Here is a 16,317-nt window from a genome sequence, read left to right on the forward strand (position 1 = left end):
CCTGTGAGCCTCGGAGATCCCCCTCCCGTCCCCCTTAAAAAGGGGGAAGCTAGATGTTGCTTCGCCTTTGATATCACGGGGGACTTTCAAGAGATTTTGTTCCCCCCTTTTTAAGGGGGGCTAGGGGGGATCTATCCAATCGTTGACTTAATGACTGAAGCGATAATATAAACTAATGGCAATTCATTTGATATTCAGAGATAAGAAAGTTGCTATCTGCGCCATTAAATATTGCAAAATTTCCCGCTGATATTCTGACCCTGGAGAACGGATTAACCGTCATTCATCAACATTTAGCCGCAACGTCAGCCGTCACGATCGATGTGTGGGTACGTGCTGGGGCGATCGCGGAACCCGACGAATGGTCGGGGATGGCGCACTTTTTGGAACACATGATTTTCAAAGGCACAGAACGCCTTGCGCCTGGTGTATTTGATCAAATAATTGAAAGTCGTGGTGGCATGAGTAATGCAGCAACCAGCCACGATTATGCTCATTTTTTCGTCACCACAGCCGCTCAATATTTAGAAGATACTCTGCCCCACTTAGCAGAACTGTTATTGCACGCGGCGATTCCCGATGAAGAATTTGACCGGGAGCGGGATGTCGTCTTAGAAGAAATTCGCGGTTGCTGCGATGATTCCGACTGGATCGCTTTTCAATCCCTAACCCAGAGCGTCTATCAGTGCCATCCCTACGGACGTTCGATTCTGGGAACAGAAGCCCAGCTAAGGGAGCGATCGCCGATGCAAATGCGTAGCTTCCATGCTTGCCATTACCAACCGGAAAATATGACCGTGGTAATTGTGGGAGGCGTTGAGCAAGATACCGCCTTAGAACTTGCCCAGCAATGCTTCCAAGACTTTCCGACTCCAGCCGCTTGCCCGCAAGGCATAGCACATGCTGAACCTCCCATGACCGAAATTCGCCGTCAGGAACTGTACTTGCCCCGCATCAATCAAGCACGGCTGATGATGGCTTGGATTGGGCCGGGAGTCGAACAGCTTTCGGATGCCTACGGTTTGGATCTTATTTCTGCTTTGCTTGCCGAAGGCTGGACATCTCGGTTGGTGCAAGACTTACGGGAAAAACAGCAATTAGTCCAAGGGGTTCGTAGTGGCTTTTCATTGCAACGAGACTCCAGTTTGTTTACCATCACAGCTTATTTGGACTCTGAACAGATAGAAGAGGTAGAAGCCCGGATTTGCAACCATTTATTTGAGTTGCAGACCATAACCGTCTCTCCTCAGGAACTCGCACGGTGCAAACGCTTGTTGTGTAATGATTATGCCTTTTCGACAGAAGCGGCTGGTCAGTTAGCTGGGTTGTATGGTTACTACAATACGATCGCCACTGCTCCTGTCTGCGTCACTTATCCCCAGCAAATTCAGCAGCTACAGGCGTCGGACATCATGCGTATTGCCCATCAGTATTTGTCGCTCCAGCACTACGCTGTGACTGTTCTCAAACCTGCGTAGGAATGCTACCAAAAGCACAGGGGTGCGGTGAAAGCCAGAAAATCCGTAGCCGCCACAGACAGGAATGTTGAGTTTCCTCCTGGCAGGGAACTCTCTCCCCGTCAGTGCTAAATGCTACAAATATTGCGTTATATAGAGATAAAGATGTAGGGAATTTTTCGTGAATAAAGGTGTAGACGCCCCATCGCAGCATCCAATGATCCATCGCACCGTTTTGAGCAACGGCATCGTTGTCTTGGTGGTGGAAAATCCTGCTGCTGATATTATCGCCAGTCGTTTGTTTTTTCGGGCTGGAAGCCGTTGGGAACCCACAGAACAAGCCGGGTTAGCCCATCTTTTAGCCTCAGTGCTCACTAAAGGTACCGAGCAACTGTCAGCCTTGGAGATTGCAGAACGGGTGGAGTCTGTGGGGGCAAGCCTCAGTGCGGATGCGGCGACGGATTATTTTTTGCTGTCACTAAAGACTGTTTCGGCAGACTTTCCAGAGATGCTGAAACTGGCGGAGGAGATGTTGCGATCGCCCAGTTTTCCCATTAATCAGGTTGAACTCGAACGCAACCTGACGCTACAAGATATTCGTGCCCAAAAAGAGCAACCCTTTAATGTTGCTTTCGATCAATTCCGAAAAATTGTTTATCCCGATCATCCCTACGGCGTCTCGCTGTTAGGGACACAAGAGACAACTTCCCAGCTAGAACAGAAACATTTACAACAGTTCCATCAGGCTTATTTTCGCCCGGATAACCTGGTGATTAGTATGGCAGGTCGTTTGACGCCAGAGGCAGGTGTTGAACTCGTTGAGTCAGTTTTTGGGGGTTGGCAAGTCCCCCAAACGCCTCTGCGCTTCCCTGAGTTGTTGCCTGTTTCCTCCGAACCGGGTCGGACAATGACTTCCCAAGAGACGCAGCAGTCGATTGTCATGCTAGGTTACTTGGCTGGCGATGTACAGAGTAGCGACTATGCGACGTTGAAGTTGCTCAACACCTACTTGGGGAATGGATTATCTAGCCGCCTGTTTGTCGAACTGCGGGAGAAGCGGGGCTTAGCCTATGATGTTTCGGCATTTTTTCCCACGCGCCAATCTGAATCTACCTTTGTGGTTTACATGGGGACAGCGGCAGAAAATACAGCGATCGCCCTTGATGGTTTACGCACAGAAGTGGAACGCCTATGCACTACCAAACTCACCATTGCTGAACTCCAAGCCGCGAAAAATAAACTCTTGGGGCAATATGCCTTGGGTAAACAAACCAATGCCCAAATCGCCCAAATCTATGGTTGGTATGAAACTCTAGGATTAGGAATTGAGTTTGATACGCGCTTCCAAAAAGAGGTCGCAGCGGTGACGCCAGAAAGCGCTCAAGAGGTAGCGTGTCGATATTTTATTGAACCTTACGTCTCGATCGTTGGCCCAGAAACGGCTCTTAACCGTTTAGTAGTTCCTGTCTTGTCTTGAGCAATACACCTGTAGGGGCTTGCCAGCTAGCAAGTCCCGATCGCGATCGGGGCTGGTCTCAACCTGTGGCACTTGGGCTGAAACCTGTCAATTTGTACTCTATACTCCATCCTGGATGGAGCTTATATCAATGGAGGATTGACAGTAATGGGTACTAGGGCAGGTTGGTTGATTGCTTGCAGTGCGCTGGGCTTACTGGTAAGTGGTGTACAAGGTTCGCCCGCTCAGGCTCAGAGGTTTGCTCAAGCCACGCCTGCTGCTGTTGTCAATCGCCCGATTCTGAGACTGGGTAGTGAAGGCGCAGCAGTGACAGAACTCCAAGCAGCGTTAAAACTATTGGGGTATTACACCGGGACAGTTAGTGGTGTTTATGACGAAAGGACAGCGATCGCGGTGTCTCAATTTCAACAAGCTGCAAGCTTACAAGCCGATGGGGTTACAGGTTCCAATACCTGGAATCGCCTTTTTCCCCCAACGCCCCCAGCCGGAACTCCTGCGCCAGTTGCCAATCGCCCCGCTGCTAACTTTCCAGTCCCCACCCAAACTACAGGCGATCGCCCTCCTCAACCCACGCCAACCACCACTAATCCCCAACCCACCCCCACCCAAGCCACTTTCCCAATTCTTCGAGAGGGTATGCAGGGGTCTGCTGTCACCCAACTGCAAGAGCGCCTGCGGACTTTAGGCTTCCTCAAAGGTGCTGCCGATGGAGTCTTTGGTGCAGAAACTCTACTGGCGGTGAAAGCTGCCCAAACCCGCTTTCAGCTCGAACCAGATGGGGTAGTTGGTGCTGCCACCTGGCGGGCGTTGCTCCGTTAGTTTAGAGCTTGTGTCCCAACTCGGCACTCACCGACTCAGCGCTTTGCTATACATGTCCTACTTATAAACTTTTAACTTGCTGCTTTTTTTACGCAGAGGTGGGTTAGGAATTTATTCGGTGTCAGGATCGGGAAAAAATGGCTGTAAGTAACCAATCAATAAATTTTTTGTCTCAGCTACTACCTGTTGTCGGAACGCTTCATCCTCAGAGAAAGAAAATAACTGCAGGGAACTAGCTGCCTTAACGCTCACTAAAGTAATTAATTTACGTCGTGCAGGCTCTAATTGGGGCTGACGCAGGGCAAAAAACTCATTCAATTTCAGGGCAATCTCGTAGTCTAAGCGCTTATCTATCGCTTGGAGTTCGGGAGAGAATTGAGTCTGGGCAAACACAACTCGGTAACCCGGTTGAGTTAAGTAGAAATGCTCAAAAGCATCAACAGATTGGCTGATTACCACAGCTAAAGGTAGATGAACGGCGTCGGGGCTGAATACTTCAGCAAACAGTTCCTGCATCTGTTCTGTATATTTCTCCGCTAAGGCATAGAGAATCGCCGATTTGTCTGTAAAGAAACGGTAGAGAGAACCAATGGATGTGTTCGCTCTGATGGCGATCGCTTCCGTTGTTGCCGCTTCGTAGCCAACCTCATCAAAAATCTCCGCCGCCGCCTCCAAAATCTGATTGAACCGCTGACGACTACGGGCTTGTTGGGGTAAATGACGAAGGGGTTCTGAAGGACAGGGGGACGGCGAATTCATAGTGGGAAATTTATCGACAAAGGTGAGGATTTCTCATATATTTGTAAACATGAGAGTTTCTCACATTTTAATACCAATGGTATTTGCTCCTCGCCCGTCCATTGACTCTATCGCCGCCGCGATCGCCTGATTTTGATTTCGATCAATGTTTGCTAAAATCTTGTAGTATGCCAACTTCATTACGAAGCATATCAATCTGATATAGTAGACAGATGGCGGCTTCGGTAGGCTTAGCCACCAGTAAGGGAAGGAGTGAATCTCTTTTTTTTCCTTCTGACTAGGCACATTTCAGGTTTTAAGGGGCATTCAATATCGTCACCGCTTTGATGAGTTGTCTCAGAACGTCCGGTAAGGCGATCGCCTTATTTGTCAGCCCGATCAAGCTAGATGATTATTATGAAGAAAGGCACTTATAAATTAATTTTTTTTAACAAATGCGTTCACTTTTTAATCTAGTAGCAACAGAGGAACAACCGTGACCCAGAAAGCCTCAGATGAGGAAACATCCCAGTCGAATGGTAATGGGATGAAAGAATTGACGGAGATCGAGCTGACTCCAGAGCCATCCTCAAGCCTTAAAACTCCTGACACTCGAAGGAGTTGGCTCTCTGGGGGTCGTGGTTTAGTTCTGGGTCTGGGGCTTGGCGTTGCATTAGCGATCGCTATTCCACGCTTACTGGGTTCTACGCCCCCAGAGGCACCCGCTGAAGCCCCAGCGGAAGTAGCGGCGGCTCCGTCACGTGTCACCGTTGCGCCTGTAGAAACCGCTGCCGTTAGTCGGAGCTTAGATGCGACAGGTAGCGTGGCAGCATTTGAACTCATTCCGGTGACATCAGCAGCGACAGGCTTACAAATTCAGCAAGTGCTGGTCAGAGAAGGAGACTTTGTCAAAGCTGGGCAGTTAATGGCACGTTTAGATGATGCTGTCTTGCAGGCACAGCTTACTCAAGCCAGAGCCGCCGTAGCGCAATCGGAAGCCGCTTTAGCCGAACTGCGAGCCGGAGCGCGTTCAGAGGAAGTTGCACGGGCAAGAGAAAGTGTTGGGAGCGCTCAAGCCGGAGTTAGCCAAGCTCAATCTGCCTTGAGTTTGGCAAGTCAGCGGGTACAGCGCAATCGGTTTTTGGCATCAGAAGGTGCCGTCGCCCGCGATCGCCTTGATGAAGTCCTCAACGAAGAACGCAGCAGTCGCGCCAACCTCGACCAAGCCCAAGCACGTCTGCGGGAAGCCCAACAGCAACTGCAGCAACTGCTAGCCGGAGCGCGTCCTGAAGCCATTACCCAAGCCGAAGCGCAACTTGCCAGTGCCAGAGGACAGGTGCAAGCCGTAACCGCACAACTAAAAGAAACGCGAGTGATTGCGCCGACAAGTGGCAAAGTAGCAGAAAGAAACGCCCGTGTCGGCGATCTCACTTCCACCTCGCAAAAACTTTTTACCATCATTGATAACGGAAGCCTAGACCTACTCCTGAAAGTTCCGGAAACGCAACTGTCTCAAATTGAAGTCGGACAGCGGGTTGAAATTACCAGCAGTGCCGATAGCAAGCTGCGCCTGATCGGGAACGTACGACAGATTGACCCAGTTGTTGATGAACAGTCCCGTCAAGCAACGGTGAAAGTGGCATTACCTAGCGACACATCCCTACGACCAGGGATGTTCTTAAAAGGCGCAATTATCACCTCCAGTGCGACAGGTTTAACTGTCCCTTCCCCAGCCGTACTTCCCCAATCTGACGGCAATGCCATCGTCTACAAACTTCAGGCAGATGGAACGGTCACAGTCCAACCTATAGAGATGGGAGAAATTATGCCGGGTGAAAAAGTGGAAATCAACAACGGCTTATCCGCAGGCGATCGCATTGTCGTCAAAGGCGCGGCTTATCTCAAAGATGGCGATCGGGTCGAGATTGTTGGTCAATAGCCACGCGATTAGCCGACTAGTCACTCATTCCAACTGACAACTGAAAAGTTAATAACTGGCAAAAAAATGTCTTTCCACGTCTCTACCTGGTCAATCAAAAACCCCGTTCCCACAATTGTTTTGTTCCTAGTTTTGGGAATAATCGGTTTGATGTCTTTTTTCCAGATGGGAATTGATGCAGATCCGAACATTGATATTCCGGCAGTATCGATTACGGTGACGCAGCCAGGGGCAGGGCCAGCCGAACTGGAATCCCAGGTGACGAAGAAAGTAGAAGACGCTGTTGCCGGGTTGGGGAATATTGACGAACTGACTTCGAGAGTCACCGAAGGCGTGTCAACAACAACGATTAGCTTTGTCTTAGGAACAAATAGCGATCGCGCTACTAACGATGTTCGCAATGCTGTGGCGCAGATTCGCCAAGACCTCCCCCAAGACATCCAGGAACCGATTGTTCAGCGTCTAGACTTTGCTGGCGGGTCGATTATGACCTATGCCGTCACCTCCGATCAGCGCTCTGTAGAAGAGTTGAGCGACTTGGTAGACCGCACCATCAGCCGAGGAATTTTGAGCGTTAAAGGGGTGGCTCAGATTAACCGCTTGGGAGGAGTTGATCGGGAAATTCGCATCGACCTTGACCCCAGCCGCTTGCAAGCCTATGGCATTACAGCAACCCAGGTAAACGACCAAATCCGTAACCTCAACGTCAACTTACCGGGAGGTCGTGCGGAAGTCGGCGGTGGAGAGCAAAATATCCGCACCCTCGGTAGTGCCGAAACCGTTGAAGAATTACGAAGCTACCGCATTGCTCTTCCCGGTAACGCCACTGTCCCCTTGTCTGCTTTAGGAACGGTTGAAGACCGCTTTGCTGAACCCCGACAGGCTGCCTATTTGGATAGCGACCCCGTGGTGGCATTTTCTGTACTCCGCAGTACGGGTAGCAACCTCGTTTCTGTGGAAGAAGGGGTGAGAAAGGCGGTTGCGAAACTGGAAGAGTCCCTGCCAGAAGATATCAAACTGACGTTGATTTTTACCCGCGCTGATGCGATTCGGGACTCCTACCAGGCAACGGTAGACTCCTTGATTCTGGGTTCACTGCTGACGGTAATTACCGTGGGAGTTTTTATCCGGAACTGGCGGGTAACACTGATCACGGCGATGGCGCTGCCCTTGTCGATTGTTCCCACGTTTATTGTGATGCAATTGCTGGGGTATACCCTCAATAGTATGACTCTCCTGGCGTTAGCCCTAGCGGTGGGAAACCTGGTGGATGATGCGATTTGCATGATTGAAAACATCGACCAGCACTTGGAGATGGGGAAACAACCGTTTCAGGCAGCGCTGGATGCCGCTCAGGAGATTGGTTTAGCAGTGGTTGCCACCACCGCCACAATTGTGGCGGTATTTATCCCAGTGGCATTTATGGGCGGCATTCCGGGGCAGTTTTTTCAACCCTTTGGAGTGACCGTTGCTGTTTCTACGATGTTTTCCACGCTGGTGGCTTGCACGATGACACCGATGCTGAGTGCGTACTGGCTCAAGCCGAAAGTAAGCAACAACGGTAATGGTAACGGTAACGGTAACGGTCATAAAAATGGTAAGGGAAAACGCTTTAACCTCTCCCGCTATATTCCTGTTACCTCATTCGGGCGTCACTTCAAACCCTATCGCAGCCTACTGACGTGGGCATTGCGCCACCGCATTGTTACCTTACTGGTGGCGATCGCCTTTTTCATTGGCAGCCTGCAATTGATTCCCTTTATCCCTAAAGGGTTATTTGATAGCGGTGATATCGGTTTGAGTACAATTTCTGTCGAACTGCCACCCGGCTCAACCCTCAGTGAAACCGAGGAAGTCATACAACAAACCAACCGTTTGTTACAGCAAAGCCCAGCAGTGGAGAGTGTCCTAGCAACAGCCGAACAGGTAGACTCTGGCATCCTCTACGTCAACTTAGTTCCTAAGGAAGAACGAACGCTTTCCCAGCAAGAATTTGAGCAACAAACCCGTACGTTACTGGGAAAGATTCCAGGGGCGCGGATCAGTTTTCAAAGTCAGGGTGCAGGAGGCAGCGGCAAAGATTTATCCCTTGTTCTCAAGAGCGAAAATGCGGCAGCCCTAACTCAGGCAGCCAACGCCCTAGAACGGGAGATGCGCCAAGTTCCAGGATTGGTAGAGGTGACTTCTAGCGCCAGCTTGGTGAAGCCAGAGCTGGTCATCGAGCCTAACCTTGCACGGGCAGCCGATTTGGGAGTTTCGGTCAGCGCGATCGCTCGTACTGCCTCCCTGGCACTAATTGGGGATAGTGAGGCAAATCTTGCCAAATTTAACTTATCAGATCGACAAATTCCCATTCGCGTACAACTCGATCCTCAGACACGGGACAATATCGACACGCTAAAAAATCTCCGCGTTCCTAGCCAGAACGGCGATCTGGTTCCCATTTCAGCCGTTGCTGATATTCGCTTAGGTAGTGGCCCAGCGCAGATTGACCGCTTTGACCGCAGCCGCCAAGTCTTGGTTGAAGCTAACTTGCAAGGTGTGTCTCTCGGAGATGCTCTCACCCAGGTACGAGCATTACCCACCCTCAATTCTTTGCCTCCGGAAGTCACCGAAGAATCTGCCGGGGATGCAGAGATTATGCAGGAGATTTTTAGCCGCTTCGCAACTGCCTTAGGCTTGGCGGTGCTGTCGATCTACACCATCTTGGTTTTGTTGTACAACAACTTCCTCTATCCTTTCGCGATTTTGGTCGCCTTACCGTTATCCATTGGAGGGGCATTGCTAGGACTGCTGATCATGCAGAAAGAATTGGGGCTATTTGCTCTGATTGGAATTGTGCTGCTGATGGGTTTGGTGACAAAAAACGCCATCTTGCTTGTAGACTTTGCCCTAGAAAGCCAGCGACGAGGCAATCCGCAGTTTAAAGCCGTTACGGAAGCTGGAGTGTCGCGCTTGCGCCCGATTTTGATGACCTCCATTTCCACCGTTTCTGGGATGATCCCGATCGCTTTAGCAATAGGAGCAGCCGGGGAAGTGCGGAGTCCGATGGCAATTTCAGTGATTGGGGGCTTTTCCACCTCTACTCTACTGACGCTGGTGGTGGTTCCGGTCTTGTTTACCTATATAGATAATCTATTGCACTGGATTGGTAGCTTTTTCAACGGCAAGCCCAAGCGTTCTCGGCAACAGGTGGTTGTCCAACCAGAAAAAAGCGCGATCGCCACTAGCAACAACCGTCAAGATTAATCGGGAGAAAGCTCAACAATTCTGCGGAATTGTTCACACAAAGGGATCACCCAATCCCGTTTCTTTTTGGATCAGCCTTGTCAGCTCAGAAGAAATTTGCTGACAAGGTTTTTTCTAGCCAGATAAAAATTAAGGCTGGCATAGTTGGCATTGTTAGGAAGAATTATTACTAAGTGTCCTTTTAAAATTACTGACTTCTTTTGAGTAGGAAGAGGCTCTAAGCACAACTGTATAGCCGGAGATACATAGCCGTTGACAATTTATATCTGCTAGAGACGTTCCGGCGGAACCTTTCTAGGAGATTTATACATGCCCCAACGTGTCTGCTCGTTACTAGGAAACTCAATCTTTAGAGGGAGGTAAGTATCCCTTGATAGACAGAGTGATCTAAGCCTTGTTACCGGATAACTTATGTACACAGGATTAGAAAAAACCTCTCATCCGTTCTAAAAAAGACATCAAAAAACTTTCATTAACAAAACTACCAATCTGATGAACACTGAGAATAGTAAAGCTAGAACGCCAGATACGATTCATGACAACCGCGTCATACATAACCGCGATGCTTACCGCGATGGCTATGTCCACGGTCAAGTCTCCGAGCATCGTCACCTAGAACAAGACCGCTCAGTGCGGGAAAATAACAGTGCAGCAACTGGTCTACTGTTAGGCGTTTCCTTAGCGGCTCTCGCGGGCTTAGTGGGTGCTGGAGTTTACTTCTTCACACAACAAAATGAACCAGTTCCGACGAGACCCATTATTCAAGCTCCTGCCCCTGAAACTAGCGAACCTCAGAACACCCGCTCTGAAACAACAATTATTGAAAGAACCGTAGATAGAACCCGAGAAGTTGTTCCGGTGCCTCAGCAACAAGCACCTGCCTCAGAACCAGAAGTTAATATCAATATTCCTCGCCCCCAACAGCAAGCTCCTGAGGCACAAACTGCCCCAACGCAACCAGAAGAAGCGGTAGAGCCACAAGGTGCAGCTCAAGAAGCACCTGAAGATGCTTCGGCTCAATAAGAATTTTTACTCCCCACAACTAACCTTAAACAGCAACCAGCTACTGAATTTAAGCGGCTGCTGGTTGCTCCTTCCCTCAAACTCATAACTATTAAAAACTCCCATGACTAACTCACGAAACCCCAACCCTGATGGCACTGGAATGCGTCCGAGAGTAAATTCAGATGAGTACAATCTCCCGCGCGAGGTGGAAGCTGGCGATCGCCCTGTTACGGCTGATGGTGACGGCTATGTTCCGGGTACTACCTCCCACACTCATGCTGTCAATCCAGTTGCTCATGACAACCTAGCCGCTGCTCCCCATAGCGAAGATCCCGTCGTCACGGAACCCACTGAGGTTTCCTACCAAGATGGCTACGTGCATGGTCAAGTGGCTGAGCGTCACCTCTACGAAGACGAAGACGAAAGCCGTAGCCGCAGTAATGTCGCCCGTGGCGTACTGCTGGGGATTGCTCTAGTATCCCTAATTGGTTTAGCCGTTGGGACGATCTTTGCTTTCAGACAACCGGAAGAAGAGCCAATTGGCCCGACTGTTGCCCCTGGTGCGCCCCCAGCGGATGTTTTGCCCTCACCCACTGAACCCACGGACGAAACGACGATCATCGAACGCCAAAATGAAACGACGACTGATATAGTTCCCGTTCCTGCAATTTCTCCGACTACGCCTACAACTCAGCCTGATGTGAACATTATTGTTCCTCCCACTACTAGTCAACCGCAAGCGCCAGCCGCTCCGGCTCAACCAGCGGCTCCGCGTCCAGTACCCCAAAACCAAGCGCCAGTCGCTCCGGCTCAACCAGCGGCTCCGCGTTCCGCACCCCAAAACCCAGCCCCAGTCGCTCCGGCTCAACCAACGACTCCACGTTCCGCACCCCAAAACCCAGCCCCAGGGACAAACCAAACTCAAACTCAGCAACAACCCGCTGATTCCTTAGCTGTTCCCCCAAATGACGGGCAGCTAACCGATCCGGCTCAACAAAATCCGTCTTCATTGACTGTTCCCAACGCAACGCAGCAAGATGGGACAAATCAAACTACCGAGCCTGGAGCAGCGACAGGCAATCAGGCTCAGTAGCACGAACTTACGTGTGAAGTCTAAGAAGGACATCATCCTCAGCCAAGAACATTGAAGCTTCTTGGCTGAGTGTTGTTTTACACAAATTATTAGCGCTCAATGGTGATCGGGCTGCTCATACCTGCCGTTTACTCCTGGTGTTTGGGCAACTTTAGTGGAGTAATCTAGTTCTTTAAGGTTGCTGATCAGTGAAGCTTCCCGAAGGGTGTAGGCTTGGCGATCGCTAATCTCTAGTCCCCAAGGTTTGCTACTCTCTGAGGGGAACTGCGTGTGAAGAATTATGCAAAACTTTTCTGCGGCGAATCCGTTGGCATCCAATCCTGTTATTGAAAGGGATGCCTTAGATATTCGTTTGGTGGTGCTGGATATTGATGGGACGATCGCGGGTCGCTCAAATACGGTGACAGAGCCTGTAAAACAAGCGGTTCGCAAGATACAAGCCAAGGGGATTCAAGTAGCGATCGCCACGGGTCGTATGTACTGTTCAGCGTTGCGCTTTCATCAAGAAGTCGGTTCTACCCTACCCCTAATGGCTTACCAAGGCGCTTGGATTCAAGATCCTGCCACTGATAAGCTGCATCAACACTATCCCGTTTCTCAATCATCCGCGTTGCAGCTTTTAGACCACTTTGAAAACGATGGTTTGCGATCGCTGCTTTCTGTTCACTTCTACATCAACGACCAACTGTACGTCCGAGAACTAACGCCGGAAACCAAAATTTATGCAAAACGGGCTGAAATTGAACCGATTGTGGTAGGGGATTTGCGTAACACTCTGACTACGGAACCGACCAAGGTTTTAGCCCTGAGTGACGATACCGACTTGATCGATCGGCTTTTGGGGACGTTACGCAAGCGCTACACCCCCGCAGAACTCTACCTGACTAAATCTGTGGCAACTTTCTTTGAAGCCACTAACCCGGCTGTTAACAAAGGCGTAGCCGTGCGTTACTTAGCTGAAGAGATGCTGGGATTAGAAGCCAATCAGGTGATGGCGATTGGGGATAACTTCAATGATCTGGAAATGCTGGATTATGCGGGCTTAGGAATTGCGATGGGAGATGCCCCTGCCGATGTGCAATCCGTGGCGCAGTGGGTAGCTCCTAGTGTTGAGCAAGATGGTGCAGCGGTTGCTCTAGAAGCTTTCGTCCTGTAAAAAGTGCTTAAAATCAGAAAGGAACCGACGACTGGCCGTGTTTCGTCTCGGTTCCCTTACTGGTTCGCTCCTCACACAAGAGAATCATATAGTAAGAGCGGGCAATTTGTCACTGAATTTTGCAAAAAAAAATTATTTGGTGGGGTAACGCTACAATTCCTCAGGAGCGCTTGCGCCCATACGGTTTTGCAACAGCGATCGCATTAATGAGCGGGCGATCGCTACTAATCCCAATCTTGCCTGAGCCAGTTGAGGTGTCTCGATTTTCACCTCACCCCAAATTCGACAATGACGATCAAACTCCAGCATCGCCTCACTTAGCGCCTTAGCAACTTTTACACAATCTGGGCAAGTGGGGCAAATCAACTCATCGACTGTACGAGCAATTTGGTAAATTAACCATCGTTCCGCCGGATGCACCAGCCGCAGTTGCCCATTGGCATCAAGCCAAGGTAAGGGATTAGGGGCGATGATTTGCCAAGTGCTGTCGTCATGCAAGTGAATTAACTCCTGCCGCTGAGCTAGCCGTAACAGCGAACAGCAACGTCCATGAGCACACTGAACCGGGAAAACCTCAGCCTCACTGTAATTTTTAGGAAATGCTGACAATTCCTCAGATAATTGAGCAGACCTCTGCGTTAAAGTTTGTAACCAAATTCCTAAACTTTTGTCGTTGAGTTGAAAATCAATCCAACCGGGAGACGTAACCTGAACGTTAACGTCTAAAAATGTTTCACCAGGGGTAGGATTAATTACAATTGTTGGTATAAAAGCTGCCAAGCGAGAGGCAATGTCAATCGCATCTTCTTGCTGTTTGCCAGCAATTTTGAGAGCGATAGAAGAGCGGTATTTCACAAGAAATTCACATTCTAGCGACTGCCGAGAATTATCTAAAAGCGTCAGCTCTAAAGTCTCAGAAACTTTATCCAGCGTTACATTCAGTTGTTTTTCCAAACAATTAATGGCAGATATTAGCTGTTGATGTAACAGTTGTTTGATTGCGAGAGAATCAAATAACAAAATAGTGTTACAGAACCGTACCTTGGCAGTATTCTTTGCTACTTTGAACTCCATGTAATATTAATTCAAGTAATACTTGCGTCTCACTATGTTGACCCCTATGCATTCACCATCTTCCGCATCAGAGGCATCTCGGCCATTCATCACATGGCAACGAATTTTGGATTGGGCGCAGGAACACTACCGTTATCGCACATTTAGCAAAGACGAACGAATTCCCGCTCGTCCGGGATTATTGTACTTAGTACAACGGGGGGCAATCCGCTTAGTGGGTACGGCTCAAGTTAATGTCAGCTTTAATAAATCCTTACCACAATTGTCTAATCAGGTAGATGAAGAAGCGTTTTTAGGCTTTATTGGTGCGGGTCAACCCTTTGAAATTGTTGCCCAGTCTCCCTTTACCCTGTCAGCTTACTCTCACGTTGACCAAACAGCCGTCGTTTGGATGTACTGGCACGACTTAGACAACTGGCCTCACTTCCGGCGCGAAGTCCTTGATACCTTTCGCTATCAACATCAGCGCAAGCTATTGTGGCTGAGTACCTTAGGACAGCGGCGGACAATCGACCGTCTCTTAGGATTTCTCACTCTTTTGATAGAAGAATTTGGAGAACCTTGCAGTAACGGTTACTGTCTACCCTTCCCTCTTACTCATGCTCAAATTGGTAGTGCCATTGGTTCTACCCGCGTTACTGTCACCCGATTGATGGGCAAATTGCGCCAACGGGGACTCATTTACAATCGCGACGATAACTATATTTGCTTACCTACCGAGTCAATCGAACATATCAACAATTAGTCTTTAATTCATGGCTAATAGCGAATTATTAATGCCATCTATTTACCGTTGTAGAGGGACAAAATCAAAACCCGTGTTGGACTTCCCGCCGGGTTGGACTTGAACGAGGATGGCTGCTCCGTCGCGATCGCCTGATGGTAAAAACTGAATCGTACCCGTTGCCCCTGTCGTCGAAAAACCAGGACGGGATAGCTCCTGTTGCAGTCCTTGTCGCGTAGTATTTCCTTGCCTCAACCCAGCGATAATTGATTGCATCGCATCATACCCCAACGCTGTGCGCCAATTTACCTGACCGCCCCAAAGCTGCGTTGCCCGTTGCGGGAACGCATTACCCGTAAATGCCTCTGGATGCCAAGGCACCGCTAACACCATGTCATTGACAGACTCTTGCCCCTGCTGGAGCGTTTGAAAAGTATAAAGGGTAGCACTGCCTAAGAGGAGATTGCGCCCTTGATTAGCTCGCGCCAGATTAATTGCTGGATTTAACCTATCTACAGAAGGAATCAGCAATAAGCCATCTGCCCCAGCACTACTTGCTTGAGAAAGAATGGTACTGGCATTGAAATTAGCAGCAGAAAAATCACAATCAAGTTGAGCAACTCGACCTCCATTGGCAACGATTGCCAAAGTGAACTCCTGTTTCAATGACTGGCTATACTCCGCTTGCGAATCGTTACAAATAGCAATATTTCTTCTCCGGGCAGTGTTAACCACGTACCGAGATAGGGTATCTGCCTGAAAGCGAATGCTAGGAATCGTGCGAAATATGTAGTCGCCACTCTCGGAGATAGTTCTAGCATCACTACTGGGGGAAATCATCACCAATCCCCCTTGTTCATACACGGGTGCTGCTGCCAAAGTCGCGTTGCTGGAGTTATGTCCGACAACGGCTAAAATCTCGTCATTTTGCACAAACTCTTGGGCGAGTTGCTTGCTAAGTTGAGGATTATTATCATCATTGGCAATGGCAACAGATAGCAGCCTGCCATTAATGCCCCCTGCCTGATTGACCTCATCCTGGGCTTGGGCAACACCTCGCAAAATTTCCTGAGCAATATTCAAGTTACTGCCGATAGGCACGCTTACCGCCACCTTCAACGGATTACCGCTCGCGGCTTTGGCATTGTTGAAGTAAATCAGGGTTTCTGGATCGTTGCGTTTAGCTGATAGAGAGGACTGAAACTGATTGGCTGCCTCACCATAGTTGCCATTAGCAAAGGCTTGTACTCCCGCTTGTTTCTGGGGTGTGGTATCTGCTGTTATTAAAATCCTCTCGCCCTGACTGATGCGATTTTGCAGTTGTCTTGAGCTTGGGGTATTGCCACCTGTAGTTTGACCGTTATTCCCCAAAATTCCAGCAACATCACCACCAAATCGGTTAGTGAACAACCAAAATCCCCCCGCTAGCAAGGCACCTGTAACTAGTAAGGACACAATGAGAACAGTTGTTTCGTTTTTCGGATTAGTCATTCCTGAAGTCCTGAGTGCTGAGTGCTGAGTCCTGAGAAAGTATGAAGGGTGAAGTATGAAGTATGAAGTATGAAGTATGAAGTGTGAAGTATGAA

The 16,317-nt window shown here is 49.3% G+C and carries 12 protein-coding genes; 9 read left to right on the forward strand and 3 right to left on the reverse strand.

Annotated elements, in window-relative coordinates; all coding sequences use genetic code 11:
* Window positions 1-209: 209 nt before the first annotated feature.
* From AC5JR3_RS14055 to AC5JR3_RS14065, 3 genes are all read left to right on the forward strand, one after another.
* Complete coding sequence (locus AC5JR3_RS14055) at window positions 210-1,478, forward strand: M16 family metallopeptidase (protein ID WP_495847007.1); 1,269 nt, start codon at window positions 210-212, stop codon at window positions 1,476-1,478.
* A gap of 196 nt (window positions 1,479-1,674) precedes the next feature.
* On the forward strand, window positions 1,675-2,934 hold the full coding sequence (locus tag AC5JR3_RS14060) for a M16 family metallopeptidase (protein WP_495847069.1): 1,260 nt from the start codon (window positions 1,675-1,677) through the stop codon (window positions 2,932-2,934).
* Between the two features lie 147 nt (window positions 2,935-3,081).
* The gene (locus AC5JR3_RS14065) at window positions 3,082-3,753 is read left to right on the forward strand and encodes a peptidoglycan-binding domain-containing protein (RefSeq protein ID WP_495847009.1); all 672 of its coding nucleotides are present in this window, start codon (window positions 3,082-3,084) and stop codon (window positions 3,751-3,753) included.
* A 111-nt stretch (window positions 3,754-3,864) separates the two neighbouring features.
* On the opposite strand, the gene AC5JR3_RS14070 is transcribed toward AC5JR3_RS14065, so the two are convergent.
* Window positions 3,865-4,512, reverse strand: a complete 648-nt coding sequence (locus AC5JR3_RS14070; protein ID WP_495847010.1) for a TetR/AcrR family transcriptional regulator — start codon at window positions 4,510-4,512, stop codon at window positions 3,865-3,867.
* Window positions 4,513-4,987: 475 nt separating this feature from the next.
* Between AC5JR3_RS14070 and AC5JR3_RS14075 the strand changes: the two genes are divergently transcribed.
* The 5 genes from AC5JR3_RS14075 to AC5JR3_RS14095 all read left to right on the forward strand — a co-directional run bounded on the left by AC5JR3_RS14075 (window position 4,988) and on the right by AC5JR3_RS14095 (window position 12,933).
* Entirely contained in the window at window positions 4,988-6,430 is a 1,443-nt protein-coding gene (locus tag AC5JR3_RS14075; RefSeq protein WP_495847012.1) for an efflux RND transporter periplasmic adaptor subunit, read from the forward strand.
* Window positions 6,431-6,496: 66 nt separating this feature from the next.
* The gene (locus AC5JR3_RS14080; RefSeq protein WP_495847014.1) at window positions 6,497-9,679 is read left to right on the forward strand and encodes an efflux RND transporter permease subunit; all 3,183 of its coding nucleotides are present in this window, start codon (window positions 6,497-6,499) and stop codon (window positions 9,677-9,679) included.
* A gap of 492 nt (window positions 9,680-10,171) precedes the next feature.
* Window positions 10,172-10,702 (forward strand): hypothetical protein, encoded by a 531-nt coding sequence (locus tag AC5JR3_RS14085; RefSeq protein ID WP_495847016.1) that lies wholly within the window; start codon window positions 10,172-10,174, stop codon window positions 10,700-10,702.
* 103 nt (window positions 10,703-10,805) lie between these two features.
* A complete protein-coding gene (locus tag AC5JR3_RS14090) occupies window positions 10,806-11,777 on the forward strand; it encodes a hypothetical protein (protein ID WP_495847018.1) in 972 nt (323 codons plus the stop codon).
* A 280-nt stretch (window positions 11,778-12,057) separates the two neighbouring features.
* Complete coding sequence (locus AC5JR3_RS14095; protein ID WP_495847020.1) at window positions 12,058-12,933, forward strand: Cof-type HAD-IIB family hydrolase; 876 nt, start codon at window positions 12,058-12,060, stop codon at window positions 12,931-12,933.
* Between the two features lie 150 nt (window positions 12,934-13,083).
* Here the strand turns inward: AC5JR3_RS14095 and AC5JR3_RS14100 are convergent, their stop codons facing one another.
* Complete coding sequence (locus AC5JR3_RS14100; RefSeq protein ID WP_495847022.1) at window positions 13,084-14,007, reverse strand: DALR anticodon-binding domain-containing protein; 924 nt, start codon at window positions 14,005-14,007, stop codon at window positions 13,084-13,086.
* Window positions 14,008-14,053: 46 nt separating this feature from the next.
* Between AC5JR3_RS14100 and AC5JR3_RS14105 the strand changes: the two genes are divergently transcribed.
* Window positions 14,054-14,752 (forward strand): Crp/Fnr family transcriptional regulator, encoded by a 699-nt coding sequence (locus tag AC5JR3_RS14105; RefSeq protein WP_495847024.1) that lies wholly within the window; start codon window positions 14,054-14,056, stop codon window positions 14,750-14,752.
* Window positions 14,753-14,794: 42 nt separating this feature from the next.
* Here AC5JR3_RS14105 and AC5JR3_RS14110 read toward each other — a convergent pair whose 3' ends face one another.
* Window positions 14,795-16,222 carry an ABC transporter substrate-binding protein gene (locus tag AC5JR3_RS14110; protein ID WP_495847026.1) on the reverse strand — a complete coding sequence of 476 codons (1,428 nt, stop codon included), beginning with the start codon at window positions 16,220-16,222 and terminating at the stop codon, window positions 14,795-14,797.
* Window positions 16,223-16,317: the final 95 nt, after the last annotated feature.

This window comes from Kastovskya adunca (assembly GCF_059505785.1).

Bases quoted from the DNA above. Each gene is read 5' to 3' on its own strand.
- AC5JR3_RS14065 (WP_495847009.1), top strand. From the start codon at position 3,082: ATGGGTACTAGGGCAGGTTGGTTGATTGCTTGCAGTGCGCTGGGCTTA.
- AC5JR3_RS14095 (WP_495847020.1), top strand. From the start codon at position 12,058: ATGCAAAACTTTTCTGCGGCGAATCCGTTGGCATCCAATCCTGTTATT.
- AC5JR3_RS14070 (WP_495847010.1), bottom strand. From the start codon at position 4,512: ATGAATTCGCCGTCCCCCTGTCCTTCAGAACCCCTTCGTCATTTACCC.
- AC5JR3_RS14080 (WP_495847014.1), top strand. From the start codon at position 6,497: ATGTCTTTCCACGTCTCTACCTGGTCAATCAAAAACCCCGTTCCCACA.
- AC5JR3_RS14105 (WP_495847024.1), top strand. From the start codon at position 14,054: ATGCATTCACCATCTTCCGCATCAGAGGCATCTCGGCCATTCATCACA.
- AC5JR3_RS14090 (WP_495847018.1), top strand. From the start codon at position 10,806: ATGACTAACTCACGAAACCCCAACCCTGATGGCACTGGAATGCGTCCG.
- AC5JR3_RS14110 (WP_495847026.1), bottom strand. From the start codon at position 16,222: ATGACTAATCCGAAAAACGAAACAACTGTTCTCATTGTGTCCTTACTA.
- AC5JR3_RS14100 (WP_495847022.1), bottom strand. From the start codon at position 14,007: ATGGAGTTCAAAGTAGCAAAGAATACTGCCAAGGTACGGTTCTGTAAC.
- AC5JR3_RS14085 (WP_495847016.1), top strand. From the start codon at position 10,172: ATGAACACTGAGAATAGTAAAGCTAGAACGCCAGATACGATTCATGAC.
- AC5JR3_RS14060 (WP_495847069.1), top strand. From the start codon at position 1,675: ATGATCCATCGCACCGTTTTGAGCAACGGCATCGTTGTCTTGGTGGTG.